Source organism: Alistipes sp. D31t1_170403_E11 (assembly GCF_015553985.1).
Classification (GTDB): domain Bacteria; phylum Bacteroidota; class Bacteroidia; order Bacteroidales; family Rikenellaceae; genus Alistipes; species Alistipes montrealensis.
The window spans coordinates 576,806-603,552 of sequence record NZ_JADNHQ010000003.1 but is presented as its reverse complement, the minus strand read 5'-3'; the positions used below and the strand labels follow the sequence as shown (position 1 = coordinate 603,552).

General features: G+C 58.5%; 19 protein-coding genes. 4 read left to right on the top strand and 15 right to left on the bottom strand.

Translation table 11 applies throughout. The annotated features are described in order from the left end of the window. Nucleotides 1-89: 89 nt before the first annotated feature. The 12 genes from I2E69_RS08925 to I2E69_RS08870 form a co-directional block, all read right to left on the bottom strand. Nucleotides 90-1,655 carry a hypothetical protein gene (locus tag I2E69_RS08925; RefSeq protein WP_195460850.1) on the bottom strand — a complete coding sequence of 522 codons (1,566 nt, stop codon included), beginning with the start codon at nt 1,653-1,655 and terminating at the stop codon, nt 90-92. 13 nt (nt 1,656-1,668) lie between these two features. Beyond that, nucleotides 1,669-2,409 carry a DUF4843 domain-containing protein gene (locus I2E69_RS08920; protein WP_195460849.1) on the bottom strand — a complete coding sequence of 247 codons (741 nt, stop codon included), beginning with the start codon at nt 2,407-2,409 and terminating at the stop codon, nt 1,669-1,671. 13 nt (nt 2,410-2,422) lie between these two features. Further along, the gene (locus tag I2E69_RS08915) at nt 2,423-4,003 is read right to left on the bottom strand and encodes a RagB/SusD family nutrient uptake outer membrane protein (RefSeq protein WP_195460848.1); all 1,581 of its coding nucleotides are present in this window, start codon (nt 4,001-4,003) and stop codon (nt 2,423-2,425) included. Nucleotides 4,004-4,015: 12 nt separating this feature from the next. Then, entirely contained in the window at nt 4,016-7,495 is a 3,480-nt protein-coding gene (locus I2E69_RS08910) for a SusC/RagA family TonB-linked outer membrane protein (protein WP_195460847.1), read from the bottom strand. 15 nt (nt 7,496-7,510) lie between these two features. Then, nucleotides 7,511-8,884 carry a RagB/SusD family nutrient uptake outer membrane protein gene (locus I2E69_RS08905; RefSeq protein ID WP_195460846.1) on the bottom strand — a complete coding sequence of 458 codons (1,374 nt, stop codon included), beginning with the start codon at nt 8,882-8,884 and terminating at the stop codon, nt 7,511-7,513. Nucleotides 8,885-8,898: 14 nt separating this feature from the next. Continuing rightward, nucleotides 8,899-11,727: a TonB-dependent receptor plug domain-containing protein gene (locus tag I2E69_RS08900; RefSeq protein ID WP_195460845.1), complete on the bottom strand. Its 2,829-nt coding sequence runs from the start codon at nt 11,725-11,727 to the stop codon at nt 8,899-8,901. A 27-nt stretch (nt 11,728-11,754) separates the two neighbouring features. Continuing rightward, on the bottom strand, nt 11,755-12,924 hold the full coding sequence (locus tag I2E69_RS08895; protein WP_195460844.1) for a FecR family protein: 1,170 nt from the start codon (nt 12,922-12,924) through the stop codon (nt 11,755-11,757). Between the two features lie 162 nt (nt 12,925-13,086). Next, a complete protein-coding gene (locus tag I2E69_RS08890) occupies nt 13,087-13,677 on the bottom strand; it encodes an RNA polymerase sigma-70 factor (RefSeq protein ID WP_229095430.1) in 591 nt (196 codons plus the stop codon). Between the two features lie 193 nt (nt 13,678-13,870). Continuing rightward, nucleotides 13,871-14,044: a hypothetical protein gene (locus I2E69_RS08885; RefSeq protein WP_195460843.1), complete on the bottom strand. Its 174-nt coding sequence runs from the start codon at nt 14,042-14,044 to the stop codon at nt 13,871-13,873. A 12-nt stretch (nt 14,045-14,056) separates the two neighbouring features. Beyond that, complete coding sequence (rseP, locus tag I2E69_RS08880; RefSeq protein WP_195460842.1) at nt 14,057-15,367, bottom strand: RIP metalloprotease RseP; 1,311 nt, start codon at nt 15,365-15,367, stop codon at nt 14,057-14,059. A 12-nt stretch (nt 15,368-15,379) separates the two neighbouring features. After that, nucleotides 15,380-16,531 carry a 1-deoxy-D-xylulose-5-phosphate reductoisomerase gene (locus tag I2E69_RS08875; protein ID WP_195460841.1) on the bottom strand — a complete coding sequence of 384 codons (1,152 nt, stop codon included), beginning with the start codon at nt 16,529-16,531 and terminating at the stop codon, nt 15,380-15,382. A 7-nt stretch (nt 16,532-16,538) separates the two neighbouring features. Next, nucleotides 16,539-17,405 carry a murein hydrolase activator EnvC family protein gene (locus tag I2E69_RS08870; protein WP_195460840.1) on the bottom strand — a complete coding sequence of 289 codons (867 nt, stop codon included), beginning with the start codon at nt 17,403-17,405 and terminating at the stop codon, nt 16,539-16,541. 132 nt (nt 17,406-17,537) lie between these two features. On the opposite strand from I2E69_RS08870, the gene I2E69_RS08865 reads away from it, so the two are divergent. Beyond that, complete coding sequence (locus tag I2E69_RS08865; RefSeq protein ID WP_195460839.1) at nt 17,538-18,449, top strand: NDP-sugar synthase; 912 nt, start codon at nt 17,538-17,540, stop codon at nt 18,447-18,449. 97 nt (nt 18,450-18,546) lie between these two features. Here the strand turns inward: I2E69_RS08865 and I2E69_RS08860 are convergent, their stop codons facing one another. Genes I2E69_RS08860 through I2E69_RS08850 form a run of 3 tightly spaced genes read right to left on the bottom strand, consistent with a single transcriptional unit; the run spans nt 18,547 to nt 22,204 of the window. After that, a complete protein-coding gene (locus I2E69_RS08860) occupies nt 18,547-18,936 on the bottom strand; it encodes a hypothetical protein (protein ID WP_195460838.1) in 390 nt (129 codons plus the stop codon). A 7-nt stretch (nt 18,937-18,943) separates the two neighbouring features. Next, the gene (locus tag I2E69_RS08855; protein WP_195460837.1) at nt 18,944-21,397 is read right to left on the bottom strand and encodes a GumC family protein; all 2,454 of its coding nucleotides are present in this window, start codon (nt 21,395-21,397) and stop codon (nt 18,944-18,946) included. Between the two features lie 9 nt (nt 21,398-21,406). Beyond that, the gene (locus I2E69_RS08850) at nt 21,407-22,204 is read right to left on the bottom strand and encodes a polysaccharide biosynthesis/export family protein (RefSeq protein WP_195460836.1); all 798 of its coding nucleotides are present in this window, start codon (nt 22,202-22,204) and stop codon (nt 21,407-21,409) included. 164 nt (nt 22,205-22,368) lie between these two features. Here I2E69_RS08850 and pgmB point away from each other — a divergent pair, with 164 nt between their 5' ends. The 3 genes from pgmB (at nt 22,369) to I2E69_RS08835 (ending at nt 26,649) form a co-directional block, all read left to right on the top strand. Next, on the top strand, nt 22,369-23,025 hold the full coding sequence (gene pgmB, locus I2E69_RS08845) for a beta-phosphoglucomutase (RefSeq protein WP_195460835.1): 657 nt from the start codon (nt 22,369-22,371) through the stop codon (nt 23,023-23,025). A 64-nt stretch (nt 23,026-23,089) separates the two neighbouring features. Then, complete coding sequence (locus tag I2E69_RS08840) at nt 23,090-25,372, top strand: family 65 glycosyl hydrolase domain-containing protein (protein WP_195460834.1); 2,283 nt, start codon at nt 23,090-23,092, stop codon at nt 25,370-25,372. After that, nucleotides 25,369-26,649: an alpha-amylase family glycosyl hydrolase gene (locus I2E69_RS08835; RefSeq protein WP_195460833.1), complete on the top strand. Its 1,281-nt coding sequence runs from the start codon at nt 25,369-25,371 to the stop codon at nt 26,647-26,649. The genes I2E69_RS08840 and I2E69_RS08835 overlap by 4 nt, the downstream gene beginning before the upstream one ends. The last annotated feature ends 98 nt before the right edge of the window (nt 26,650-26,747 follow it).

Genomic DNA, 26,747 nt, shown 5'->3' with positions numbered 1-26,747 from the left:
TGCATCTGCGGGCCTGTCCCGCGTTTTACGGATTAATTCCGGCAGCCCGATCCGGACTGCCGGAAATAATTCCCGTTGTGTCCCGGTTGTTACAGATAAGGCAGGTAACGAACCGCTTTTCCCGGAATCGGGGTCTCCACTTCGGAGAACGCTTTCAGGTCTGCGGCCTTCCCGTCCAGAACGTACATTTTCGACGTTTTCGTACTTTCGTCGTAGGTGAATACCGCCGTATAGATTTCATTGGCGGCAGTTTCCGGTTTTGCCAGGTTCGTAACCACTTTCGCGGTCGTTATCGGCGCCGGGAAACTCTTTGCCACCTGGGGTGCGGTCTGCGACTCGTAGCTCGTGCGCCAGAGGTCGCGGCCTTTGGCGATGTAGAGGTAGTTGAGCGGTACTTCGACGGCGTTGGTGAATATCTCGCAGTCGTCGCTCATGCCTCCAGTCCAGTTGGTTATGTCGGTTTTACCGACGAACGTGATGATGTCGTTGCCGCTGTCTTTCTGTTCGTAGGTGTAGGTGTAGAGCCAGTAGGCTGCGCCTGTTTTCACCGTGACGAACATTTTGAGCTGCTTTGCAAGGAATGTCGGCTGGCGGCATACGCCGATAATCCGGTCGGCTTTGAGCGTCGCGCCGTTTTCGTCCGGCAGCGGCTGGCGCAGGTAACCCTTGTTTTCGTTGTACCGGTAATAGTAAATCTCGTTCTCCAGGGTGCGCTGTACGGAGAAGTGCATGATGTCCGTATACGGATTGGCGCCCATAATCTGGGCAACCCTGTCCTGCGTCGGAACGGCGTTGGGCAGGATCATCTGGTATGCTCCGCTGGTCGGGGCGATGAAGAGCGAATTGCCGATCAGTATCTCCTGCATAGCGCCTTTGTAGAAGGTCTGTCCGGCGATCGCCGCATCCGGTTCGCCCTGGAACACTTCGTTGCTGACCGTACCCATAAAGAGGCCTAGGGCATAAGTTCCCGTTTCCGACGCCTGTACGAATGCGCCGTAGTCGGGAGCCCGGTTGGTATAGACGATCAAGTGAGACCCGCTGAAAGTCGCTCCGGCAACGCTGCCTTCGATTTTACGCGAGGTGTTGTAGCGGGTGTACAGGTCGGTATAGAGCGTGGTGAATGCGGCCGGAGATGCCGGGTTGCCGCCCTTGACCGATCCCCATTCGATGGTTCCGTCCGGTTTTTCATAGACGAAAATGCCGATTTTCGGCGTCATCGTCGGGACGATTTTCACCTTCAGCATGCTGTTATTGTTGCCTCGGAGATAATAGCGCCAGTTCTCGCCGGTAGCCGTATTGTTTATGGCCAGCCAGAAATAGGCTTCGCCTGTGGCGCTGAACTCCATTTTTTCGGTGCGGGTCACCCGCCAGTCGAGTTTGAGTCCCGAAGCGATGGTGTCGCGGCCCAATACCCAGTCGTAGGTGAAAGACGACTCGTCCGCATCTTTGCGGAACAGGACGGTCGGGTCGAGGCTGAAGGTCTCGTCTTCGATCAGTGAAAGCATGTACATCGATTCGATGCCGGGCAGGGTCATACCCTCCACCGAGACGATGTCCGTCCACGGGTCGGTGTTGTAGCTTCCCTTGTCGTCGTAGCAGCCCGTCGCTGCGAAAGCGGCTGCCAGCAGAAATATCAGGTATTTGAATGTTTTCATAGTCGGTAGGTGTTTATTCGTAGATTATCGTTCCCTGGAAGACCACCAGAACCCCGTTGTCGTAGGTCGGGTTGTCGCGGAACCATTCATACGTGCGCTTTCCGTAGGCATAGAGTTTGGCTGTGTTGTATTCGCGCCAGTCGTCGGAGGTCACTCCGTTCAGTTCTGCATACTTTCCGGCCTTGACGGCGGAATAGACGCCTCCGTAGGCATCCAGCCCGTTCCTGTTCCAGAACGGTGGCTGGCTGACGAATCCTGCGCCCGATATCTCCAGTCCGATGCTTTGAAAATTGTCGATGCCTGCGTCGAAAGTTTCGTCCGACACGAGTTCGATCACCAGCGTCCCGGAGACTTTGTCTTCGGCCAGTTTGGCCAGATTGGCATGTACAAGCGTCGAGTCGGCATATTGCCCGGCGTGGAAAGTCTGCTCTGTGCTGAGCGTGTAGTGTACGCCCTCGATCAGGTTGCCGTAGCTTTTGGCTTCCGAGATGCGTACCGTGTACTTCCGGTCGTGGTCCGCAACGGCCCCGGACAGGCGTACCGGGAGCCTGAATTGGATCTCGTTTTGTCCGGCATGGTATACGGTGTTGAGTTTCAGAGTGTCCATGTCGGCGTCGTCGTTCAGCTCCGGGGTAAAAAAGGACTTCACGAAATTCAGCGAGGGGCGTTCCGAATTATAAACCGGTATGTCCTCCTTGTTGCAGGAGACAACGGCGACGGCGATCGCAAAAACGGGGATTATAAATTTTTTCATGGTTGTTATCTCGTTAATAGGTTCGGCCCGAGTTATACTCCTTGTCGGGGATGTCGGGCGTATACTTGTTGTCGTCCATCGTAAAATAATACGTATAGTCCGGAGTCTGGTAGAGTGTCGTCAACTGCGGTTCGTTGCGCCGTTTGTAGGCGTAGAAAAGCTGTCCGTCGCTGAGCGTTTCGCGGCGGTATTCGAGCAGGATTTCCTTCCGCAGTCCCTCTTCGTCTGCCGAGGGGTAGATGCCTCCCCGGCGTTCGGCCTGCAGCAGGTTGAGGATGCGCTGTCCTTCGCCCGGGCTGACGGCGCTGATGGCCGCTTCGGCTGCGATCAGGTATGCTTCGCCCAGTTTGAGCAGCGTTACGGCCTGCTTGGGGTAGAGTGCGATGTCTTCGGCGTCGCTCGATTCGCGGATGTATTTACCCACCATGCCCGAAGGATAGACGGTCCTTTTCCAGAGGTTGATGCGGATGTCGCTTGCCGACGAGAAGAAAGCCTCGGGGATCAGTCCGGACGTTGCACTCAGCCATTTGTTCGAAGCCAGACGACCGTACATTCCCAGCCTTTTGCTGCTGCCGTTTATTTTTACGGCGTCGATCGAGTTTTCGGACAACTCGTCCGTGAGCAGGGCAAAGAGGTTCTCCTGCGGGCAACTGCGGTCCACGGGCGTTCCGTAGCTGTCGACACGGCTGCGTTCGGCTTCGGTGATGAAGTGGATGCCTGCACCCTGGGCGGCGTCGATAACCTCCATGGCGGCGTCGTAAGCCGCTTTGTCCTTGCCGCGGTAGAGGAACGACCGGGCCTGGAGCAATTTCACGGCGTAGTAATTCATCTTGTACTGGCGGTTGGTGGAGAACATCAGCGTGTGGTAACTTTTGCCCGAACTGATGGGGTCGTTGTCCTTCATGATCTCGGCGGCATGGGCCAGGTCGGCGTCCACTTTGTCCAGTATTTCGTCGGTTGTCGACGAAGGTACGAATTTCAGCGCGTCGAGCGTCTCCATGTAGGGAATCCGCTTGGCGGTCTTACCCTGTTCGGAGAGGTAGGGCGGCTGGAACAGCCGTACCAGGTCGAGGTGCAGGTAGGCCCTTACGGCCAGCGCCTCGCCCGTCAGCAACTCCTTGATCCCTGCTTCGAACATGCCGCCGTCGACCTTATTGAGTTCGTCGAGCAGCAGGTTGGTGTTGGTGATGATGTTGTAGATTTTCGTCCAGATTATTTCATACCTGTTGTCGGTCCGCTCGGTGCGGATCTGTCCGCGGGTATGGTTGAATGCAGGGAACTGCAGCGGCGCTACTATGCCGGCATAACTCGGGTCGGCGTAGAAGTTGTTGGCGTAATAGGTCAGATAGGCCCCGCCGCCCGTAAATACGGCTCCTCCCATCATGTCGATGTAACCGCACGTAAGGTCGAATCCATAGAGTTCGTCGTCGGCCATCTTGATGTAGAGTCCGGCCAGCGCAGAATAGAAGCCGTCTTCGTTCTCGAACACTTTGTTCGAGGTGATTTCCGACTTGGGGTATACGTCGAGCCAGTCTTTGCACGATACGGCGCCGACGGCGAGCAGCAGCAGGGTTGCGATATATCTTATTTTCATAGGAGTCATGTTTTAAAAATTAGCCTGGAGACTGAGCGTAAACGTACGGGCGTAAGGGTACGACAGGCCCCGCTCCTGCCGGATCGACGAGGAGTAGAACAGGTCGTTGGCCGAGAGCGCTATGCGGAGCATCGACATGCCCAGCAGGCGTTTGTCGGGGCGGTTGAGGTTGTACATGATGCGCAGCGAGTTCATACGCAGGTAGTTGTTCTTCTGCACGAAGCGTGAACTTGCATAGGTCTTTCCCGTCACGTTGATGCCGCGGTACTTGGCGATGTCTCCCGGCTGCGACCAGCGGTCGTACAGCGCCCGGCGGTCCATGTTGTAGGCGATCTGGTTGTTCGACGTGTTCATCGAGGTGTTCTCGATGCGGTCTACCAGCGTCTGGTTGTACATCTCGCCGCCGAACGAATATTCGAAGCTCGTGTTCAGCGACCAGTTTTTGTAGCTGAGGTTCAGCCCGAAATAACCGCGCAGGTCGGGTTCCGTGTCGCCTACGACCACCTGGTCGGCGGCATTCCACGTGAAGGTGCGCTTGCCGTCCTTGGTGATGAAGACTTCCTGTCCCGTTCCGGGGTCGATGCCCGCCGACGGTACGGCATAGATTGCCGAGAGCGATTTGCCCTCTTCGAAGAGGAATACGTTGTCGATCTTGGTTCCCTTGGCGTTTACCTGCGATTCCATGATCTGTTTGTTGTACTCCTGAAGCGCTTCCGAAAGGTTGGTCAGCTTGTTGCGGTTATGCTGGCCGTTGACGAACACGTTCAACTGCCACACCTTCGTGCGCAGGGGCGTTACCGACAGGTTGAAGTCGAAACCCTTGTTCGACACGTCGCCCTGGTTGGCCGTGTAAGTCGCAAAACCCGTCGAAGGCAGGATCGATACGTTCGTGATGTTGTTGTCCGTGGTGTTCGAATAGTAGTTGAACTCCAGGTTCACGCGGTTCTTCAGGAATGCCAGTTCGAGGCCGATGTTCCGCTTGAGGGTCGTCTGCCATTTGAGGTTGGGGTTGGCCAGCGACATCAGCTCGGCGCCCGTGATTCCGTCGTACATCGAGAGGTACTTGTACATGTTCAGAATCTGGCTCAGCACGAAGTTCGAGTTACCCGTCGTTCCGATGTTGGCTTTCAGGGCGATGTTGTCGAAGATGTCCTGGTTCATGAACTTCTCGTTGGCGAGGTTCCAGCGCACGCCCACGGCCCAGAACGACGATACGCGCTGTTTGCTCGCGAAGTTCGAAGAGCCGTCGACGCGGTAGCTGGCGTCGACCATGTAGCGGTTGTCGAACGAGTAGTTGACCGTGCCGAATGTGCCTACCGTGCGCACGATGCTGCTTGCACCGCCGGGGCCTCCCGTGAGCGGATACTGTGCGCCGTCGGAGGGGAACGTCTGCGAGTCGTTGAGGAATCCCGTCACCTTGTAGCTGTCGCTCTCGGTCGTATCCTCCTTGATTTCGCCGCCGAGCACAGCCTGGACGGTGTGGCGTCCGAACGATTTGAGGTAGGAGAGGTTCACCATGCCGTAGTAGTTGGTCGACGTACTGCTGGTTTTTTCGTAGGAGCCGCGGCGGTAAAGCTGTTCGATGGAGTTGTTGATGGTCGTCTCGTCTTCAGTCGCTGCTGCGCTGAACGGGGACACATACTTCTCGCTCATCCGTTCCTGCCGGTCGTAGGTGAACGATCCCCTGAGGCGCAGGTTGTCGACGATCTCCCAGTTTGCCCCCAGTTGGTACGACAGGCTCAGGTTGTCGCCGCGCGAGAAGTTGTTCAGGTAATTTGCCTCGTAGAGGGGATTTATCTGCGTTCCCAGCACCGAGGAGCCGATACTCGTCCAGGGGAAGTTGCCGAACATCGGGATATTGCCGGCCGAAAGGCTCGGGAAATAGTCGCCGTTGCTGTCCTTGATACGGAACAGCGGAAGCAACTGGGTGTAGGTCGAGAAGCTGCCGTAGGGCGAATCCTTCGTGTCGGTGAATCCCACCTGCAGGTCGCTCGTCAACTGGAGCTTGCGGGTGTCGTAGATCAGCTTTGCGCCGCCGCCGTAGGTGTTGCGCGACGAGCCGATCATTACGCCGTCCGAGAAGTTGCCGTTGAGGTTGATCTGGTAACGCAGCGTGCGGTTGCTGCCTTCCTGTCCGACCTCCGTACCGCCTTCGAGGAAGAGCGAGTGGGCATGTTTGAAGGCCGTGCGCAGGGGTTGTGCGAGCCAGTAGGTGTCCACGCCGTTTTCGGCCTCCTTCTTGAGGAGCATCAACAGGTTGCGCCGTTCGGGGTCCTCGCTGCCGATGGTCCCGTTTGACGACGAGAAAACCTTCATCTTCTCGTAGTACTGCACGAGTTCTTTCGAGTTCATCAGGTTGTACGACGACAGGTCGGGCGATTCGACGCTGGTATTGAGCGTGTACGAAATCTGGATGCTGCCCTTCTTGGGCATCTTCGTTGCGATCACGACCACGCCGTTCGCCGCGCGCGAACCGTAGATCGACGATGCCGCGGCGTCCTTGAGGATCGTGACGCTCTCCACGCGGTTGATGTCGAGGTTGTAAACCTTCTCGACATTTACCTGGAACCCGTCGAGGATGAAAATCGGCAGCGTGGTGTAGGTCTGGAGCGTATTTTCCGAGATATCGGGCATACTGTTCGCACCGCGGATTTCGATGCGGTCGGGAATGTAGTTGGGGTTCGAACCGAATTCTCCGTTGAGGTCCGAAATCACGAACGAAGGGTCGTAAACCTGCAACGCTTCGAGCATGTTGGTCGGGTTGACCTTGATCAGGTCGTCGCCCTTCACCTGCGTTGCCGTACCCGTGAAGCTGTTTTTGGCTTTGGGAACGTAGCCCGTGACCACCAGTGCTTCGGATTCGATAACGTCTGCCTTCATCGTGATTTCCAGCGGCTTGTCGCCGATGTTGAGCGTCTGTGACTTCATGCCGATCATCGATATGATGATCTGCGTTTCGTCCGTCGGCACGCGGAATGAAAAACTGCCGTCGGCGGCCGTCGAGGTTCCGCGGCGCTTGTCCTTGTTCGCCACCACCGACACGCCGACCACCGGCTTGCCCGCTTCGTCCTTAACTACGCCCGATACCGTGCGGACGGGGATTGCCTTGGCCATGACGCTTCCCCCGGCCTGTGTCTGCTTGGCTTTGGGGTCCTGCGAAAGTACGATGGTGTTGTTGATGAACTGATAGGTGAGTCCCAGCTTCGGAAGGATCGATTCGAGCACTTTGTTCACGGGAACCTGCCGTGCCGAAACGTTCACCCTGCGTGAAACGTCGACGTTGTTATCGCTGTAAAATATTTTATATCCGGTCTGCTTCTGAATCTCGGACAGCAGGGTCGAAAGCGGCTTTTCCTGGAGCCGGAACGTGACTTTGGCCTCCTGCGCATGGAGTGCGCGGGCGCAAGCCAGGATGGCCACCAGCAGGCACATCCGGAGCAACCGGAATGGCCGTTCGCCGCGTGGTGTGATGTATGAGGTGATGTTCTTCATCTGCTTAATCTTAGGTTATTTGACGATGGGTAGTGACTTTTTGCCGACTTCGGCGATCTGCGAACCGTCGTATGCCGTTACGGTTTGGTTGAGGCGTTTGCAGTAGTGGAAGCGCACGCCTTCGCCCATGAACTCGTAGCGATACTGGAGATCGACAGCCGTTTCCAGTTGTGCGGCCGTGGCTGTTTCGGGCAACTTGAGGCTTTCGCTGTTACGCGCTTCCGCGAAGTCGTTGAACCGGAGGATTCCCGTTGCCAGTTGGTTCGATTTGGCGGCGGCTTCCGCGGCCATGAGGTACACCTCGCCGATCTTGATCACAGGGATACCCGGCACGGTGTTCCACTTGTCGAGTTTGCTCGTCGGTGCGAATTTCGTGCGCATCGTGTTGTCGCTGTCGAACCAGTTGCGTCGGCGGTCGTCGGCGTTCAGGTCGTTTACGTCGAGTTGCGCCGAGAGGGTTACGCCTTTCTTGGCGGGGTCGAACAACTCTTCCGACAGGGCGCAGAAACCCTTGTCCGAAGAGGGCAGTGCGAAGATGTATTCCGCCGAGAACGAATAGTCGGTTCCCGAGACGGTGCGTACGAAGCCGTAGCCGCCCTCGGTGATGATTTTGTCCAGCAGTTTGTAGGCTTCGCCGTAGCTTTCCGGCGAGTTTTTGCTCATCAGCGCGCGGGCTTCGGCGGCCCGGCAGGCGTAGTAGTTGAGTTTCCAGACGCGGCTTGCGGGTTCGGTCCCGATCAGCGTGGTGTCGTCGTATGAGACGCCCGTCACGATCGGGTCGTACCTGCTCAGCTGGGTCGCCGCTGCGGCCAGTTCGCTGATAACCTTGTCGGTGAGTTGTGCGGTCGTCATCTGTACACCTGCGCTCTTCGTGCCGTCTATCCAGAGGATGTTGGACACCGTGTTGTCGACCGCATAGGCCGGACTGTAAAGTCTCAGGAGTTCGAAGTGCAGGAATGCCCGCAAGGCTTCGGCCTCGGCTACCATCATTTCGCGCGAGCCTGCCACGAACAGGACATCGCCCTTTGCTGCGAACAGTTCGAGGATGTCGTTACACTGGTAGATGGCCGCATAGAGTTTGGTGTATGCCTTTGCGGCGATTTCCCGGGCCGTCGGATCGCTGAAATCCATTTTCGTCCAGCCCTCGGCCCCGGCGTAGGGCCTAAATGTCTGGGAGAGGAATTCCACGCCGCCCAGCGTGAGGTTCGAGCCGTAAAGATCGTCGGTGCGCAGTCCGGCGTAAATGCTGTTCATGTAGTCGCGGAAGGACGCTTCGTTATCGAAAACCTTGCTTCCCGACGTGCCTCCTCCCTTGGGTTCCACTTCGAACCACTTGTTGCACGAGGTAGCCGCCAGGAGCAGGAGTGCCGTATATATCAATTTTTTCATACTGTTCGCTTGTTTTAGAAAGTTGCCTGGAGGGAGAGGATGAAACTGGAGGCATAAGGGTAGTAGAGTCCGTGCGGAGTCTTTACCGACGAGGAGTACCAGAGGTCGTCGCACGTGAGGCTCACTTTCAGCCCCTGCATGCGCATTGCCGAAGCGATTTTTCGGGGGAAGGCGTAGCCGATGCGCAGCGACGAGAGCGAAAGGATGTTACGCTTCGAGACGAAGCGCGACGACGCGTAATCGACCGCATTGTCGATGCCCTGATAGGCGGCGTTCCTGTTCGAGGGGCTCCATTTGCCTTCGGCGGCCTTCGGGACGTTGACGCCGTAACCTGCCAGGTCCACGGCCTGCTGGGTGTAAACGTCGTAATACTTCCCGCCCAGCGAGTAGGAGAACACCGCTGCGAAATCGAAATTGCGGTAGGCCGCCGTTGCGCCGAACGTACCGCGCAGTTTCGGGGTCATGCTGCCCTGGTATTCCAGGTCGGCTGCCGTCGGGGTCTCCGATACCGAACCGTCGCGCAGGTAGAATTTTTCGCGTCCGGTGTCGGCGTCGATTCCTGCCGAGCGCAGGGCGTAGATGCCGTCCGCTGCGTCGCCTTCGGCCATGCCGCCGTAGTAACGCTGTGCGAAACTGTTGTTGTTGTACAGCGTCGATGCGTAGTCGGGCAGTTCGGTGATCTTGCTGCGGTTGACGACGCCTTTGGCGAAGAGCGTCAGATCGACGCCGCTGCGGTTGCGGAGTATCCCGGCCGATACGAGGAATTCCAGCCCCGAATTGCGGATCGCGCCGCTGTTGGCGAAGCGGTGTCCCGGGCCGAAGGCGGTGCTCTGCTCTTCGAACGTCAATACGTCCTTCGACAGTGTGTTATAGTATTTTACGGCTATGTCGACGGTGCTGATGCGCCCGCTTACGCCGACGTTGACGTTCCGTGTCGCCTTCCATTTCAGTGCGGGGTTGTAGTAGTTGGTATGGAACAGCGCCACGAGCCCCTGGTTGTAAGGCTTTGCGGTTCCCATGCCGTTCAGGTAGGGATTGCTGGTGTCATAGCTGTACATCGGATTGACGAATCCGTAGTCGAACTGGTAGCCCGCCGTACTGCCGTATCCGGCCGTCAGGGTGAGTTTGCCGATCAGTTCCGAATTTTCGATCAGGGCCTTTTTCAGGTCATAGGCGGCAGTCAGTCCGTAGGAACTCGCCGTGCGCTTGTCGGGAGCCAGCATCGAGGACTTGTCCAGCCGGCCCGAGAGGTCGACGAAGAGCTTGCCGTCGAAACTCCACGAAACGATTCCGTAGCCGCTCATCACGCGCTCGTAAGTCTCTGTTCCCTCGGGGCGGCCCGGGGTGTAGCGCTGTGCGAAGGAGACGTAGTCCATGTGGTCGCTCGACATGCCTACGCCCATGAAAGCGTCGTCAGTCATCGTTGCCGAGTAGACCTCCATGCCGAGCGTTGCGCGCAGGGTGTGGCGCTCGCGTTCGAGGCGGTAGTCGGCCCACAGCCGCTCCTGGTAACAAGCCAGGCGGTTGCGGACGATGCGGTAGCGGCCCTTCTGGTCGATTTCGTCGATGGTGTAATCCTTGAACAGGAGCGACATCGGCGAGGTGAACTCCGACCGTTTGTCGTGGTCCTGCGTGAGGTTGAACTGCCCGGCGATGCTGAAACGGTTGTCTATAATCCAGCGTACGGTCAGGTTATTGTTCACGCGTGCGATTTTGTTTTCGGCGAAACTGCTGAGCGAGGTCTCGTAGAGCGGCGATTCCTGTTCGCTGAAGGTTCCTTCGCCCAGGATATCGTACGCTTTGCCACGTTCGTCTGCGGGGGTGTAATAGGGATTCATCTGCGCCCAGCCGGACATCGGCCCGTAGATCGATTCCGATGCGTCGGCCATGTCGACGCTCAGTTCGTTTGAAATCTGGAGCGAACGGGTCGTGTAGCCGATGAATGCCGAGGCGCCGTACATCGTGCGCTTCGAACCCTTCATCACGCCCTTGACGGGATTCATGTACAGCGTGCCGCGGTAACGCAGGCTGCTGTCGCCGCCGTCGACCATCACGCGGTGGCGGTGCGAAAAAGAGGTGCGTACCGGAATGTCGAGCCAGTCGGTCGAGCCATTGGCCTTCACGTCGGCGATCCGCTGGTTGTAGAGCGCTTCGTTTCCGTCGTAGGCTCCCATGCGCTTCTCCCACGCGAGTTTCTGGTTCGCGTCCATCAGGTCGAAACTCCGCAGGTTCGCTTTCTGGAAACTGCCGTCGAAGTTGTAGGTCAGGCGCAGTTTGTGGGGCTCCGGAATCTTCGTATTGACGACGATCACCCCGTTTCCGGCCCGCACGCCGTAGATCGCCGTTGCCGTTGCATTCTTGAGCAGCGTGACATTTTCAACGCGCAGGATGTCGAAGTCCTGCAAACGGTCGATCGATTCGGCGTGGCCGTCGACGATGATCAGCGGCAGGGCGTCCGTGCTGCTCATCTTCCAGGGCAGCGATTTCGTACCCTGGAGGCTCATCGAGGCAGCAGCGGCATTCGGGTCCGCTCCGTATTTTTCATCGGGGTCCGTCCCGCAGACGGACGGGTCGATCAGTTGTATGGCTTTGAGCAGATTCGTCGGATGCAGTCTGCGTAGTTCTTCACCCGAATAACTCGCTTCCGCAGCGCCTGCGGATATTGTGCGGCAGTTATTCCGGACGAAATCCTCGCGTTCGTGGGTTCCTTGTCCAAACAGCTCGCCGGGGCTCATGGAAAACAGAACTGAAACGACTGCCGGGAATACCAATGGCCGCAGGCAGCGCAGCGCAGCGGCTCTTTCCGGAAGTTTTCGTTTTTTCGCTTGTAGAGGTTGCGTCATAATTTAGTTGTTTAAAAGGGTATTTTCTTATCTCAGCGTGATTTGCTTGCCGTCGTAGTCGATCTGCATGCCGGTTCCGGTCGATGCGATGATCGTGAGTATTTTATCGAGTTCTTCGCACCGCGGGAACTGACCGCTGAAGCGCAGTCCGTCGAGCAGCGGCGACACCTCGAATTCGAAATCGTACCAGCGGGCGAGGCTCTCCATGATCTCCGTGATCGACGCGCGGTTGAAAATAAACGTTCCCGTCATCCACGCCGTGGCCTGCGAGGTATCCACGGCCGCGACGGCTATCTGGTCGTCGTTCCGGCGGCTGTATGTGGCCTGCTGGCCGGGTTGCAGCGTCACCTGCTCGCCGCCTGCAAGCGGTGTGATCGCCACCGAACCCTCGACCAGTGTGGTGTAAATGGCCCGGTCGCCGTCGTAACCGTTGACGTTGAACCGCGTGCCCAGCACCCGGATGCTCTGCCCGCCCGACTCGACGATGAACGGCCGTTTGGCGTCGTGCGCCACTTCGAAATAGGCTTCGCCTTCGAGCCATACGCGGCGTTCCGCACCGTCGTTCGCCGTGAAAAACCGCAGGCGCGAGGCTGCGTTGAGCCATACCTGCGTGCCGTCAGCCAGTTTCAGGCTGTATTCGCTGCCGCGGGGCGTCACCAGGGTATTGTATTCTTCGGCCTTGGGATTCTGTCGTTTGCGGGGTTTGTATTCGAGTGCGTTTTCGCCGACGATCTCCACATCGGCCTTTACCGCTACGGAATCCTTCATCCGCAGGTCGAGGCTCTCGCCGTCGGCGAGGAATAGTACCGCGTGTGTGTTTTCGGGTTTGATCTGCGCGATCTGCGCCAGCACCCGTTTCTGGCGGCCGACATGCGTGTAGTAAATCGCTCCTGCGGCTATCAGCACTGCCGCCGCGACGGTAGCGGCGCTTTGTATCATTGCGGAGTAGTGCCTCATCCTCTGCCGGTCTTTCCGTTCCTCCAGTTTGCGCTGAACCTGCTCCCAGGCCTTCACGGGGTCGCATTCGGCACGTTCCGTCCGGCGGCGCTCCAGTTCTTCGGCGTTGAGTATGTTTTCGAAAAGGCGCGTCTTGTCCTCCTTTTTCCACTCTTTGAGCCGCAGTTTGAGCTGTTCACGCTCTGCCGGGGACGTTTTCGATATAAAGAAACGTCCCAGCAGCCTGCCTGCCTTGATCATGGATATGATATTCCCGACTAACACTGTTAGTATAACACTTCGGAAGCGGAAAAGGATGACACGGGATGCGAAAAAAATGTAAAAAGTTATCCGATCATCAGTTAGAAGCGTGTAAAACCGTAACCTCGCGACGGTATTTTCATCGCCGGAACGCGCGGGTTCTTAGAGCATCCACTGATTCGAAAGCACGATGCGCAGGGCTTTGTAGGCGCGGGACTTGTGGGTGCGCACGGTGTTGATCGAGATACCGAGTATATCGGCTATTTCCTGGTTGGAGAGGCCTTCTATCGCCATGTTGAGCACCTGCTGACCCATCGCCGGCAGGTTTTCGATCGCCTGCGAGATGATCAGCGACGACTCTTCGCGAACGATGGCGTCGATAAAGAATTCTTCGGTTTTTTTCTCGCGGCATTCGCGTTTGTAATGCTCGACCTGCGACTCCGCATAGCGGCATCGAATCTGCTCATGGCGCAGGTGGTTGAGGCATTTGTTGCGCAGGGTTTTGTAGAGAAACCCTTTGGCGAGGTAGTCGTTTTCAAAGGTGCAGCCCTGTTCGATCAGCGCTACGAAAGCCTCCTGTACGAGGTCTTCGCACACTTCGCGGCTCTGCACATAATTGCGGGCAAAGGAGACGAACATGGCGTAATAGGTGCGGAAGAACTCGGGTATATTTCCCCCCCCCGTATTCCGGCATACCGAACCGTTCGGTCCGTCGTATGTTCCGTCCTTGTTCATGGTTTCTTCGTCTCTCATTCACTAACCTGGCTGCGAACGCAGCGTCTCTTTGCGGTCAAATATACTTTTTTTTCATTTAATTACAAAAAAAATTACAAAACGGCGAAATATCTTCGGCCGTCCGGGTATTCCCTGCGGTTGGGCCCGGTCATAAAAAAAGGCCCGGATCGAAAAATCCGGGCCTTTCGGTTGTCCTGTGCTTTCGGCGGCGTTAAAAAGTGCGGCGCAGCCTGTTCGTATCGTCCGTTTCGGGGCGGGTAGTCGGATGACCGTCCCGTTCGCCTGCGAGCAGGTCGAGCAGTTTCTCCTTCTTGCTGCGGGGCTTCGCCTCGCGCCGGTTGGCGGCAAGACGCTGGATCATCTCCTGGACGTGCCCCATCAGCATGGCCGGCGTGTTTTACTTGATGAAGAACCGGTAAATATCGTTGCCGTTGGCGTAGAGCAGCAGCATCAGGATAATGATCAGCCCGACGTACTGCGCGGCTTCCAGCACTTTGTCGCTCACCTTGCGTCCCGTGATCATCTCCCAGAAGGTGAAGATCGCATGTCCGCCGTCGAGTCCCGGAATGGGCAGGATGTTCATCACCGCGAGGATGATCGACAGGAAGGCGGTCTTCATCCAGAAATCCTGCCAGTCCCACGTCGAGGGGAAGATGCTGCCGATGGCGATAAATCCGCCCAGTTCCTCGTACATCTTGGTTTTGGGCTGCACGATCATCTTGAGCTGGTCCCAGTAGGAGGAGATTACCTTTCCGGTCCTGTGGATACCTGCCGGAATCGACTCCCAGAACGTGTACTTCTGCGTGCGCACCTCGAACGGATATTGGGTCATGACGCCGATGCGCCCTTCCGACAAGGGTACGGACAACTCCAGTACGTCGCCTCCGCGCAGTACCTTGAGCAGCACCGAATCCCCGGCGTATGCCTTCAAGTATTTCTGGTAGGCCGGGAAGTCGAGTCCCTCTACGTCGTTGATCCCGACAATTTCGTCGCCCACGTGCAGCGCGGCTGCCGATTCGAACATCACGCTGTCCACCGTGAAGGGCCTGCGCAGTGCGATTAAATCTTCGTATCCCTTCTGCTGCCGCATCGAGATCAGTTCGTCGAGCGGAAGGGTCAGTTCGACCTGCTGTCCGTTGCGCTCCACCACGACGCTGCGGTCGCCTTCGGTGATTATCAGGGCATTGACGATCTTGTTGATATCGTCCACCTCTTCGCCGTCGATCGAGACGAAACGGTCCCCGTCGTGGAATCCGAGTTTGTGCCCGGCCTCGTTGAAGTTATAGCCCCATTTGGCGTCGGCGTTCGAGAAGTAGGTGTCGCCCCACGTGTAGCAGATACCGATGTAGATCGTTACCGCCAGTACGACGTTCATCACCACGCCGGCGATCATCACCAGGAACCGCTGCCAGGCCGGTTTGGTCCGGAACTCGTCGGGTTTGGCGGGTTGTTTCATCTGTTCCGTGTCCATCGACTCGTCGATCATGCCGGCGATCTTGCAGTAGCCGCCCAGCGGCAGCCAGCCCAGGCCGTATTCGGTGTCGCCCCGCCGGAATTTGAACAGCGAGAATCCCAGGTCGAAGAAGATATAGAATTTCTCGACGCGGATTTTGAAGACCCGCGCCATGACGAAGTGTCCCAACTCGTGAATACCGATGAGGATGGTGAAACAGAGGAAAAACTGAATGATTTTTACTAAAATGTCCATTTTGGAAAGTGTTTACAGGTGAAGGAATTTCGCCGCCAGCGCGCGGGCTTCGGCATTGGCCTCGGCGTAGTCCGCAAGGGTGGGCGAGGGGATGAATGCCGCATGTTCCAGGGCGTGCTCGATGGTGCGCACGATGTCGAGCCATGCGCATTTGCGGGCCAGGAACGCCGCTACGGCCACTTCGTTCGAGCCGTTCATCGTGCAGGCCGCCGTGCCGCCGCGCCGCAGGCAGTCGTAGGCGATCTCCAGCGCCGGGTATTTTACGCGGTCCACTTCGGCGAACGTCAGTTGCGGATGGTTCAGGAAGTTGAACCGCTCGCCGGGACGATGCGCCCTGTCGGGAAACAGCAGTGCGAAACTGATCGGCAGGCGCATGTCGGGCGTGCCCAACTGGGCCTTGATCGCGCCGTCCTCGAATTCGACCATCGAGTGGATGATCGACTGCGGGTGGAGCAGCACCGAAATCCGGTCCGCCGGGGTTCCGAACAGCCAGTGAGCCTCGATCACTTCGAATCCCTTGTTGACGAGCGTCGACGAGTCGATCGTGATCTTCGCGCCCATGTCCCACTGGGGATGGCGCAGGGCCTGCTCTACGGTGACGTTCGCCAACTCCTCGGCCCTGAGGTCGCGGAATGCGCCGCCGCTGCACGTGACGATCAGCCGCCGCACCGGGGCGCGTTCGCCCACGAGGCACTGGAAGATCGCCGAATGCTCCGAGTCGATCGGAATCACCGGTGCTTTCCGCTCCCGCGCCAGCGGCATTACGTAGGCGCCGCCCACTACGAGCGACTCCTTGTTCGCCAGCGCGAGTTTCTTGCCCGCTTCGATGGCCGCCACCGTGGGCGCGAGCCCGGCGTAACCCACCAGGGCGTTCACCACCACGTCGGTTCCGCTTCCCGCTGCGACCTGCGCCACCGCGTCGTCCCCGGTGTAAACCTTGGTGTCGGTGTCTGCGAGTGCGTCGCGCAGCCGTGTGTAATATTGCTTGTCGGCGATCACCGCCGTGTCGGCGTCGAATTCCCGTGCCTGCTGCGCCAGCCTTTCCCAATTGCGGTTGGCCGTGAGGACGCGGACTTCGAACCGGTCGGGGTTTTCACGGGCTATGTCGAGCGTCTGCACGCCGATCGAGCCGGTCGAACCCAGTATGGCAAGTCGTTGTTTCATGTGTTTATCAGAAGACGATATACCCCTCGGGGTCCACGGGTTTCCCGTTGTTCCAGAGTTCGAATTCGAAGAGTTTGACCTCGCCGTTTTCCGCTTCGGTGTTGTAGCCGATCAGTTCGCCCGAGCGAATGGTCTGTCCTATTGTTACGAGCGACTGCGAGAGGTTTTTGTAGATCGAAATCAGATTTCCGGCATGTTGCAGGACCACGATGTAACCCGTTTCGGGAGTCCAGAGGCTCTGGACCACCGTGCCGTTGTCGATGGCTGCAATGCGGTCGGCTGCCGTTGCGGCGATCTTTACGCCGAAGTTACCCTGTTTGATGTCGAATTTGCCGGTGATGATCCCTTCGACGGGCGTCACCAGCTCGATCGCTTCGCGCACCTTCCGGCGCGAGCCGCCCTGCCCGGCGATGGCGTATTCGCCTTCGCCTTCCATCTGGGCCCTCAGAAGCGAATCCTCGCGCGAGGGCATCACCAGCACCTTGCTGATCCGCGACGAGTCCGACGATGCGAGTTCGCGTACCACGGGACTGCGCCCCTCCATGATCAGGGCGATGTTTTCGTTGTAGGTCAGCATGTCGTTCATCATGCGCTCCATCGAGTCGAGCCGGATGATGTTCTGCACGAGGCTTTCGCGCGAACGGTCGGCCTCGGTGCGGTATCCGGGCAGGAATTCCAGCACGGGGGAGTAGGCCACCAGCGACAGTGTGAGGATAAACAGCATCAGCACGAATGCCACCAGTCCTGCGAAGATGCTTGCCGGGGAGAGGTGCATGTGCCATTCTTCGGAGTTATCCGTGGCGTTGAGCATGTTGAAGCGGCGTTTACGGAACATGCTGCGCCACCATACCCGTATGGATTTCAGAAATTTCATCTCTGTCGGGAACGATTTCTCTTTGTTAATTTTACAAAGATAGGTAAAAATGCATTAATCCTTTGCGGCGCGCGCTTAATTTTTTTACCTTTGTGGATGTTTTGAACTAACGTCATAATAGATAAAAACAACATGGTAAAACCTACATTACTGGTACTCGCTGCGGGCATGGGCTCCCGCTACGGGTCGCTTAAGCAGATGGACGGAGTCGGCCCCAACAACGAGGCGATTATCGATTATTCGGTTTACGACGCTATCCGCGCCGGTTTCGGCAAGGTCGTATTCGTTATCCGCCACTCCTTTGAGAAGGAGTTCCGCGAGGTCTTCTCGGCCGACCGCTTCGGCGGCCGCATCGCCGTCGATTTCGTTTTCCAGGAACTCGACTACCTGCCCGAGGGCCTTTCGGTTCCCGAAGGACGTGTGAAGCCGTGGGGGACCAACCACGCCGTGATGATGGCTGCCGACGCCGTTCACGAACCTTTCGCCGTGATCAATGCCGACGACTTCTACGGAGCCGAGGCCTACAAGACTATCGGTGACTACCTCGCACAGCTCGGCAGCAGCAAGAACAGCTACTGCATGGTTGCCTACGATTTGAACAAGACCCTTTCGGAGAACGGAACCGTTTCGCGCGGTGTCTGCGGCGTCGATGCAAAGGGCGATCTTACCTCGATGGTCGAGCGCACGCAGATCGAGCGTATGCCCGACGGCAAGATCGTTTTCCACGACGACGGCGCCGACGAGCCTCTCGCCGAGGATACCCCCGTTTCGATGAACCTCTTCGGCTTTACGCCCGATTTCTTCGCCTACTCGAAGGAGTACTTCAAGGTTTGGTTCGAGGCCAACAAGGATAACATCAAATCGGAGTTCTACATCCCGACGATGGTCAACAAACTGATCGGTGACGGTACGGCGACGCTTCGTGTGCTTCGTTCGGCTGCCCAGTGGCACGGCGTGACCTACAAGGAGGACAAACCCGCACTGATGGCCGCCATCGAGAAGATGATTGCGGAAGGGAAGTATCCCAAGAATTTGTGGGCGTAAATTCCGTTCTGCGAATTAAAAAAGAAGCGAGGCCACGTCGGTCTCGCTTCTTTTTTTATCCGGCGGGGAGCCGTTGGGCCGCCCCGTTTTGGAAGCATCAGTCCAGGAATCCCTCTTTGACGAGTTGCTCGCGGATCAGCTCCCAGTTGGCTACCGGGCGTTTTTCTCCGTCGACGAACCGCAGGGGACACCCCAGGTTGCAGTCGTCGATGTAGAGGTCGGCATGAATCTTCTGCGAGGAGGTCCAGCGCTTCTGCGACGGATTTTCGTTCACTGCGTAGAGCGGAATGCCCCGCAAGCGGAACCATTCCACCGCCTGGTCCAGTAGTTTTCCGTGGCGCATTGAGTAGAGAATCAACTTGCAGCCGTTGTTTGTCAGTTCCTTCAGTACGGGCACGGCCCCTGCGTCCTCCCCGATTTCGGGATAGGCATGCGTTACCACCGTGCCGTCGAAATCGAGGGCTATTATAGCATCGTGAATCGCCATAACTGTCTTATTTCTTTATTTTACGTCCCAGCGACCGGAAGAAGTGCTTGATGCGCTTGCGGTAGCTTACTTCTTGATAATCGTCTCCATAGCCGTAGCCATAGCCGTAACCGTATCCATACCCGTAACCATATCCGTAGCCGTGGCGGCGCGCACGGGTGCTGTTCAGTACGATGCACATGTTGTGGAGCTTCTTCTCGCGGTAGAGGCGCTCGATGTCGGGCAACTGGCGCCGGTCGAGTACGCCCTCGCGCACGATATATATACAGAGGTCTGCGAGCCGGTCCGTGATGATGGCATCGGCCACCGACATGGCGGGCGTACTGTCTATGAAGACGAAGTCGTACTGCTCGCGCATTTGGGCGATGAGCTTGTCGAGTTTCTCCGAAAGCAGCATCTCCGTCGGGTTGGGCGGCTGAATGCCGGCGTATATCACGTCGAGGTTCTTGTGGAACCCGGTATTTTCGATCATGCTGTTCGGATCGGTGATCGTGCCTGCGAGGTAGCCCGTGATGCCGGTCTTGCTCTTGCCGTGTCCCAACTGGGTCGACAGGGCGTGACGGCGCAGGTCGAGGTCGACCAGCAGCACGCGTTTCCCGGCCATGGCGAGCGTCATCGCTAGGTTGGTCGCCACGAAGGTCTTACCGGCGTGAGGGTCCGACGAGGTGAAGAGGATGGTGCGAATGTCGGTTCCTGCCGAAACGCCCATGAACGTCATGTTCGAACGCAGGATTCGGAATGCCTCCGACAGGGCGTCGCGGCCTGTTTCGCGCACGACGATTCCGCTCTTGCTGTCGCCTTCATAGAAGGGAATGTCGCCCAGGAACGGTGCATTGATGTTGTCCTCGATATCCTTGCGTCCGCGGATGGTCGTGTCGAGCATGCCGATCAGGTAGAGCAGGCCGAACGGAATGGCCAGACCCACGATCAGGGCGATGGCCAGGATCATCATCGGACGGGGCGAAACGGGGATGTTGCTGCCGTAGGCTTCGTCGATCGAACGCGAGTTGCTTTCGGCTACGGCGTAGTTGAGCTGGTTCTCCTCCTGTTTGTTCAGCAGGTAGAGGAACAGTTCTTCCTTGATCTTCTGCTGGCGCGTGATGCCCAGGATGACCTTCTCTTGTGAAGGCATGGTCGAGATCCGGTTGTTGGCCTGCGTCTCCTCCTTGCGCATGGCGTCGCGCTGGATTTCGAGCGTCGAGATGTTCGAGTCGAGCGACGAGAGGATCGAACGCCGCACGGCGGCCAGCAGGTTGTCGAGGTCCTGGATGACGGGGCTGCGGTCCGAACTGTTCTCCAGCAGCTTCTCGCGGCGCAGGATGGCCGAGTTGTAGTCGTCGATCTGCTTTGCGATGGCCGTATTGGTTCCCGCCGCCGCTACTGCCGGAATCAGCTCCCCGGCGTTTTTCGGATCGTTCAGGTAGGCGCGGATATATTCCGCCACGCTGATCTGGTTTTCGAGCGACAACCCTTCGGTCTTGTACCGCGAACTCTCCGACACGCTGCGTGCAGCCTCCGAGGAGATGTCCACCATCCGGTTGTCCTTCTTGATGTCCTCGATATTGCGGTCCACGTCGCCCAGTTCGCGCCCGATAACGTCCAGGCGGGCCTTGATGAACTTGGCCGTTGCGACCGATACGCGGCGCTTGTCCTCAATGGCATCGTCGTTATAGGCCGAGATCAGGGTGTTGATCACGTCCTCTGCGCGCCGGGGAACGGAGTTGTTCATCGTAACGGTTACCACCGACGCCTGTTTGTTGGCCACGTCGCTTTTCACGGCGGAGCGGTAGGCGTTGGTCGTCTGGCTCAGCGACCTCTTGCTCACGCGGATCGGAACGTCGAGGTAGTCGGGGGCCATGTAGAGGGTCTTATTCACGACCACCTGTCCCACGGGGGTCGGGATCGTGTCTCCGTAAGCCGCGGTGATGACGCTGCGGCTCTCGTGCTTGGTGACGAATTTGTCGTTGAACTCGGTCAGCCGGATTTTGTCGCCTTCGAGCGGCGTGATCTCCATCGACAGCGACTGCTTGTCGTTGTCGTTGATGAACTTCACGTCGATCGGCGCCTGTCCGTAGAGGTCGCGCCGGCGAAGGCGCTCGCTTATCGAATAGTTGATCGTCAGGTTCAGGCGCTTGACCACGTCGGTCATCAGGCGGCGCGACTGGAGGATGAAGACCTCGTTGTCGACGTTGCGGCGGTTCTGGAAACCGGCCAGGTCGCTGAACGCCGTCAGGTCGACATCGCCGCCCTTGCGGCTGTCCTTGACCATGATGGTCGCCGTGCGGTTGTAGATCTTCGGGGTGCTGGCCAGGTAGTAGTAGGCCGCACAGAGGCAGAATACGGCCGAAAGCACGAACCAGTACCAGTTGGCGACCACCATGCGGATGATGTCGTGCAGCGTGATGCTCCCGGCCTGTTCTTCGTTATTGGCCTGTGTCTGGGTAATATGTTGTTCTGTCATGGAGACTGGCTATTTGGTGAGGGTTACGATGAGCGTCGCCACCGAAATCGCGGTTCCCACCAGCGAGAGGTAAAAACTGCGGTTCTGGCTGATTTCGCCTGCCTGCGCCTTGTACTTGTTGGGTTTGACGTAAACCACGTCGTTCTGCTGGAGGTAGAAAACCGGGGAGTCGAAGATGTCGGTCGACGTGAGGTCGAGGTATTCGATCGTGCGTACGCCGTCCACTTCGCGCGTCACGGCCACTTCCGAACGTACGCCGTATACGGTCATGTCGCCGGCCATCGCCAGGGCGTCGAAGATCGAGACCTTGTCGCGCGTAATGTCGTAAAAGCCCGGGCGCGCCACTTCGCCGATGACCGAAATCTTCATGTCGGCGAACTGTACGTTGACCGTGGGGTCGTTGATATATCCGCCTTCGACGATCTTGTCGGCGATGGTCTGCGCCAGTTCGCTGCGGGTCTTGCCTTTGCATTCGATCTTGCCGATTACGGGCATATCGAGCATGCCCTTTTCGTCTACGGTGCGCATCTGGAGCGCCTGGGATGACGCTGCGCTGCTGATGGCGGTTCCCGTGAGCGAGTTGTAGGAGGTCGACGAATTGAACGGCACTGCCAGCTCGGGGTCCTTGCTGTTGACGACAATCGTCAGCCGGTCGAGGGGTTTGATGCGGATCTGGCCGTTTTCGGCGATTTGTTCAGGTGTGAAGGGTTGTGCGTCCTGTAAATACCACACGCGTTTCTGTGCAGAGCACGAAACGAGCAGTATACCGAGGATCGCTGTCCCGATAAGGAGGCAGAGTTGCTTCATGTTTAAAATAAGACGTTGATTATAATACGTGCGCAAAGATATAAATTAATTCTGAAAAACACCTGCTATCCGGCATTGATATTTTACAAGTGTGTATGTAATCTGTTGCATAATACGTAGGATGTTGCAAAAAAATTGTATCTTTGATATCCGAAAATTTGAGAATGACCGACTGCTGCATATTCGATTTGGACGGAGTTATCGTCGATACGGCCCGCTACCACTATCTGGCGTGGGCCGCACTGGCCCGTGAACTGGGTTTTGAGTTCACTCCTGCGCAGGGCGAAGCCACCAAGGGCGTGAGCCGCATGGATTCGCTGGAGATCGTGCTGCGCGCCGGGGGGCTTGAGAACCGTTTTTCCGGGGCCGAAAAGGAGCGCCTCGCCGCCGAAAAGAACGCCCGTTACCTGGATTATGTTTCGCAGATGACCCCTTCGGAGGTGCTCCCGGGCGTGGCGGCGTTTTTGCGGGACGTTCGCAGCCACGGCGCGCGGGTGGTGCTGGGCTCGGCGTCGAAGAACGCGGGGACGATCCTCGACCGGTGCGGCATCCGGGCGCTGTTCGACGCCGTGGTCGACGGCACGCAGGTCGCACGGGCCAAACCAGACCCGGAGGTCTTTTTGAAGGGGGCCGCCGCCGTGGGGGCCGACCCGTCCGTGTGCGTGGTCTTCGAGGACGCCGCCGCGGGTGTCGAGGCCGCAGCGCGCGCCGGCATGCGTTCGGTGGGTGTCGGGGGCAGTCCGCTGCTGGCCCGGGCCACGATGCAACTGATGACCTTCGAGGGTTTTACGTTTGAAAAACTGATTGCGGCGATCGGCTGATTTCGCCTGCCCGGGTCCTGCTTTGCCGGGCGGACGACGGGATGGAACTGAAAATGAATCTGCTATGAACGAGTTTATAAAAACCGATCCCTGGCGCCTGGTCGAGGATCGTTTCGACCCTTCGCGGGTAAAGTCCTCCGAATCGCTTTTCGCGCTGGGCAACGGTGTGATGGGCGGCCGGGCCAATTTCGAGGAGCGCTATTCGGGCCCCTCGTTGCAGGGCAACTACATCGGCGGGGTCTACTATCCCGACAAAACCCGCGTAGGGTGGTGGAAGAACGGCTATCCGGAGTATTTCGCCAAGGTCCTGAACGCGGCTTTCTGGATCGGGGTGGATGTCGCCGTCGACGGCGAGCCGCTCGACCTTGCCGCCGCTGAGGTAAAGGCCTTTTACCGCGAAATGGATATGCGCCGCTCGGTGCTGACGCGCCGCATGCGGGTCGTACTGAAAAACGGCGCGGAGGTGGCCGTCGAGGCTGTCCGTTTCTTCTCGCTGGCGCGCCGTGAACTGGGCGTCGTGAAATATACTGTCACGCCCCTCGACCGGGCCGTCTCGATCACGTTCTCGCCCCATATCGACGCCGACGTGCGCAATACCGACGCCAATTACGACGAAAAGTTCTGGGAGGAGGTCTCGACCGACGCCGACGCTGTGCAGAGCCGCACCCGGAAGAGCGGTTTCGAGGCGGCCTGGGCGCAGGCCGTCGAACTCGACGGGGCCGACTGGCGCTGCGAGACCCGCCCCGAAAAGGTTCGTTCGACCGCTGTGGTCCGGCGCGAAAAGGGCTGTGCCGCCGTCCTGTATAAATACGTAGGCATCTGCTCGTCGCTCAACCATGCCCCGGCGGAGCTTATGCCCGCTGCGCGCGGCGTCGCCGCCGACGGCCTCCGGACGGGTTTCGATGCGCTGCTTCGCGAGCAGGAGGCCGCCTGGGCGGCCCGCTGGCACGGCTGCGACATCGTCATCGGGGGCGATCCCGCGGCCCAGCAGGGCATCCGCTTCTGCATCTTCATGCTCCTGCAAACCTACACGGGTGTCGATACCCGCCTCAATATCGGCCCCAAAGGTTTTACGGGCGAAAAGTACGGCGGCGTCACCTACTGGGACACCGAAGCCTACTGCCTGCCGTTCTACATGGCCACTGCCGGACAGGCCGTCGCCCGCGAACTGCTCGTCTACCGTTTTAGTCAACTCGATAAAGCCATCGAAAACGCCGCGAAACTTGGGTTTCGCGACGGCGCGGCGCTCTATCCGATGGTTACCATCAACGGTGAGGAGTGCCATAACGAGTGGGAGATCACCTTCGAGGAGATCCATCGCAACGGTGCGATCGCCTATGCCGTCCACAATTATATCCGTTATACCGGCGACCGGCAGTACCTCGCCGACTGTGGACTGGAGGTGCTCTTGTCCGTCGCGCGTTTCTGGGCCCAGCGCATCACGTGGTCCGAAGCCCGCCGGAAGTACGTCATGCTGGGTGTTACGGGCCCTAACGAGTACGAAAACAACGTCAATAACAACTGGTATACCTCCTACATCGCCTGCTGGTCGATGCGCTACGCCGCGGAGGCGGCCCGGTGGGTGCGTGAAAACCGTCCCGCCGACTACGCCCGCATTTGTGCGAACCGCTCCTTCGACGAGGCCGCCGAGACGGCCCGGTGGCGTGAAATCGCCGACAACATGTACCTCGGCGAGGATCGCGAACTGGGCATCTACCTCCAGCAGGACGGTTACCTCGACAAGGAGCAGGTCCTGGCAAAGGACCTCGACCCGGCCGAACGCCCCATCAACCAGAAATGGTCGTGGGACCGCATCCTCCGCTCGTGCCTGATCAAGCAGGCCGACGTGTTGCAGGGCCTCTACTTCTTCGGCGAGGATTTCGACCTCGAAACCCTTCGCCGCAACTTCCGTTTCTACGAAGCGCGCACGGTCCACGAGTCGTCGCTTTCGCCCTGCGTCCACGCCATCCTCGCCGCGCGGATCGGCGATTTGGACAAAGCCTACGAACTCTACCTGCGTACGGCGCGCCTGGACCTCGACGACTACAACCGCGAGGTCGAGGAGGGCTGCCACGTCACTTCGATGGCCGGATCGTGGCTGTCGGTAGTCGAGGGTTTCGGGGGTATGCGTGTGAAGGACGGCGTGCTGTCGCTCGATCCGCAGCTGCCCGCCGCGTGGGAATCCCTTGCGTTCAAAATCAATTTCCGGGGCCGCGTGCTCACGGTCGAGGTCACCCGCGATGCCGTCGGGGTCTCGAACGAAGGCGCACCCGTCGACATCGTCCTCTGCGGCACTCCCTGCCGTGTCGGGACCCGGATAACCCATAAAATAGAATCTGCCCGATGAACCTGCACCCCGACTGGAGCTACCAGGCCGTCCTGTATGAAATGAACGTGCGCCAACTGACGCCCGAAGGCACGCTGGCCGCCGCCGCTGCGCGGCTCCCTTTCCTCAAAGACCTTGGCATCGACGCCGTGTGGCTGATGCCTGTTTACCCGATCGGCGAACGCGAACGCAAAGGATCGCTCGGCTCCTATTATTCGATCCGCGACTACTGCGCCGTGAACCCCGAACTGGGCACGATGGCCGATTTCGACGCCTTCGTCGCCGAAGCCCACCGCCTCGGCCTGAAAGTCCTGCTCGACTGGGTTGCCAACCATACGGCCCGCGACGCGCGGTGGATTGCCGAAGAACCCGCTTCGTGGTACGAGCGCGACCCTTCGGGACAGCCTGCCGTGCCGTGGGACTGGTCCGACACCGCGAAACTCAATTACGGCAACCGTGACGTGTGGCGGGCCCAGGCCGACGCCATGGAGTTCTGGATCACGCAGCATGCCGTCGACGGGTTCCGCTGCGACATGGCGATGCTGGTCCCCATCAGCTTCTGGAACGAGACCTCGCGGCGCCTCAGGCAGGTGAAGCCCGATCTGTTCATGCTGGCCGAAGCCGAGGAGCCGAATCTCTTCGAAGAGGGTGCTTTCGATGCCTGCTATGCCTGGCAGATGCACCACCTGATGAACGATGTAGCCCGGCAGCAGACCCGTGTCACGGCCCTGCGCGACTATATTTATAATGACCGCAACGCCTATCCCGACTCGGCGATGCGCCTTGCTTTCACCTCGAACCACGACGAAAATTCGTGGAGCGGTTCCGAGTTCACCCGGCTGGGCGACGCGCGGGAGATCATGGCCGTCTTCACCTTCGTCGTTCCGCGCGGCCTGCCGCTGATCTACACCGGACAGGAGATCGGCTACGACCATTCGTTCGCCTTCTTCGACCGCGACCCGATTCCGGCTTACGAGGCCAACTCGTTCACGGAATTTTACCGCCGCCTCACGGCGCTGCGGCACGACAATCCGGCACTTGCGGCGGGGGAGCGGGGGAGTGCGATGATCGAAATCCGCAACAACGCCGAAGACTGCCTGATGACGATGGTCCGCGAAACGGACGGCAACCGCGTCGTCGCCGTGATGAACCTTTCGCCCTACGCTATCCACGCCGACTACTACACGGGTATTTACGCCGGAATGTACACCGACGCCATGACGGGCGAGCCCTGCGAACTGCGCGGCCGCGTCGAGGAGGATATGGCGCCCTGGAGCTACCGGATTCTGACGCGCTGACGGTTCTGCCCCGTGTGGTTGGCAGCGGATATTTCCGCAATTTTTCGGCGGTCCTGCAGGCCGGATCCGAAAACTTTTCGGCCGGATACCAAATCCCG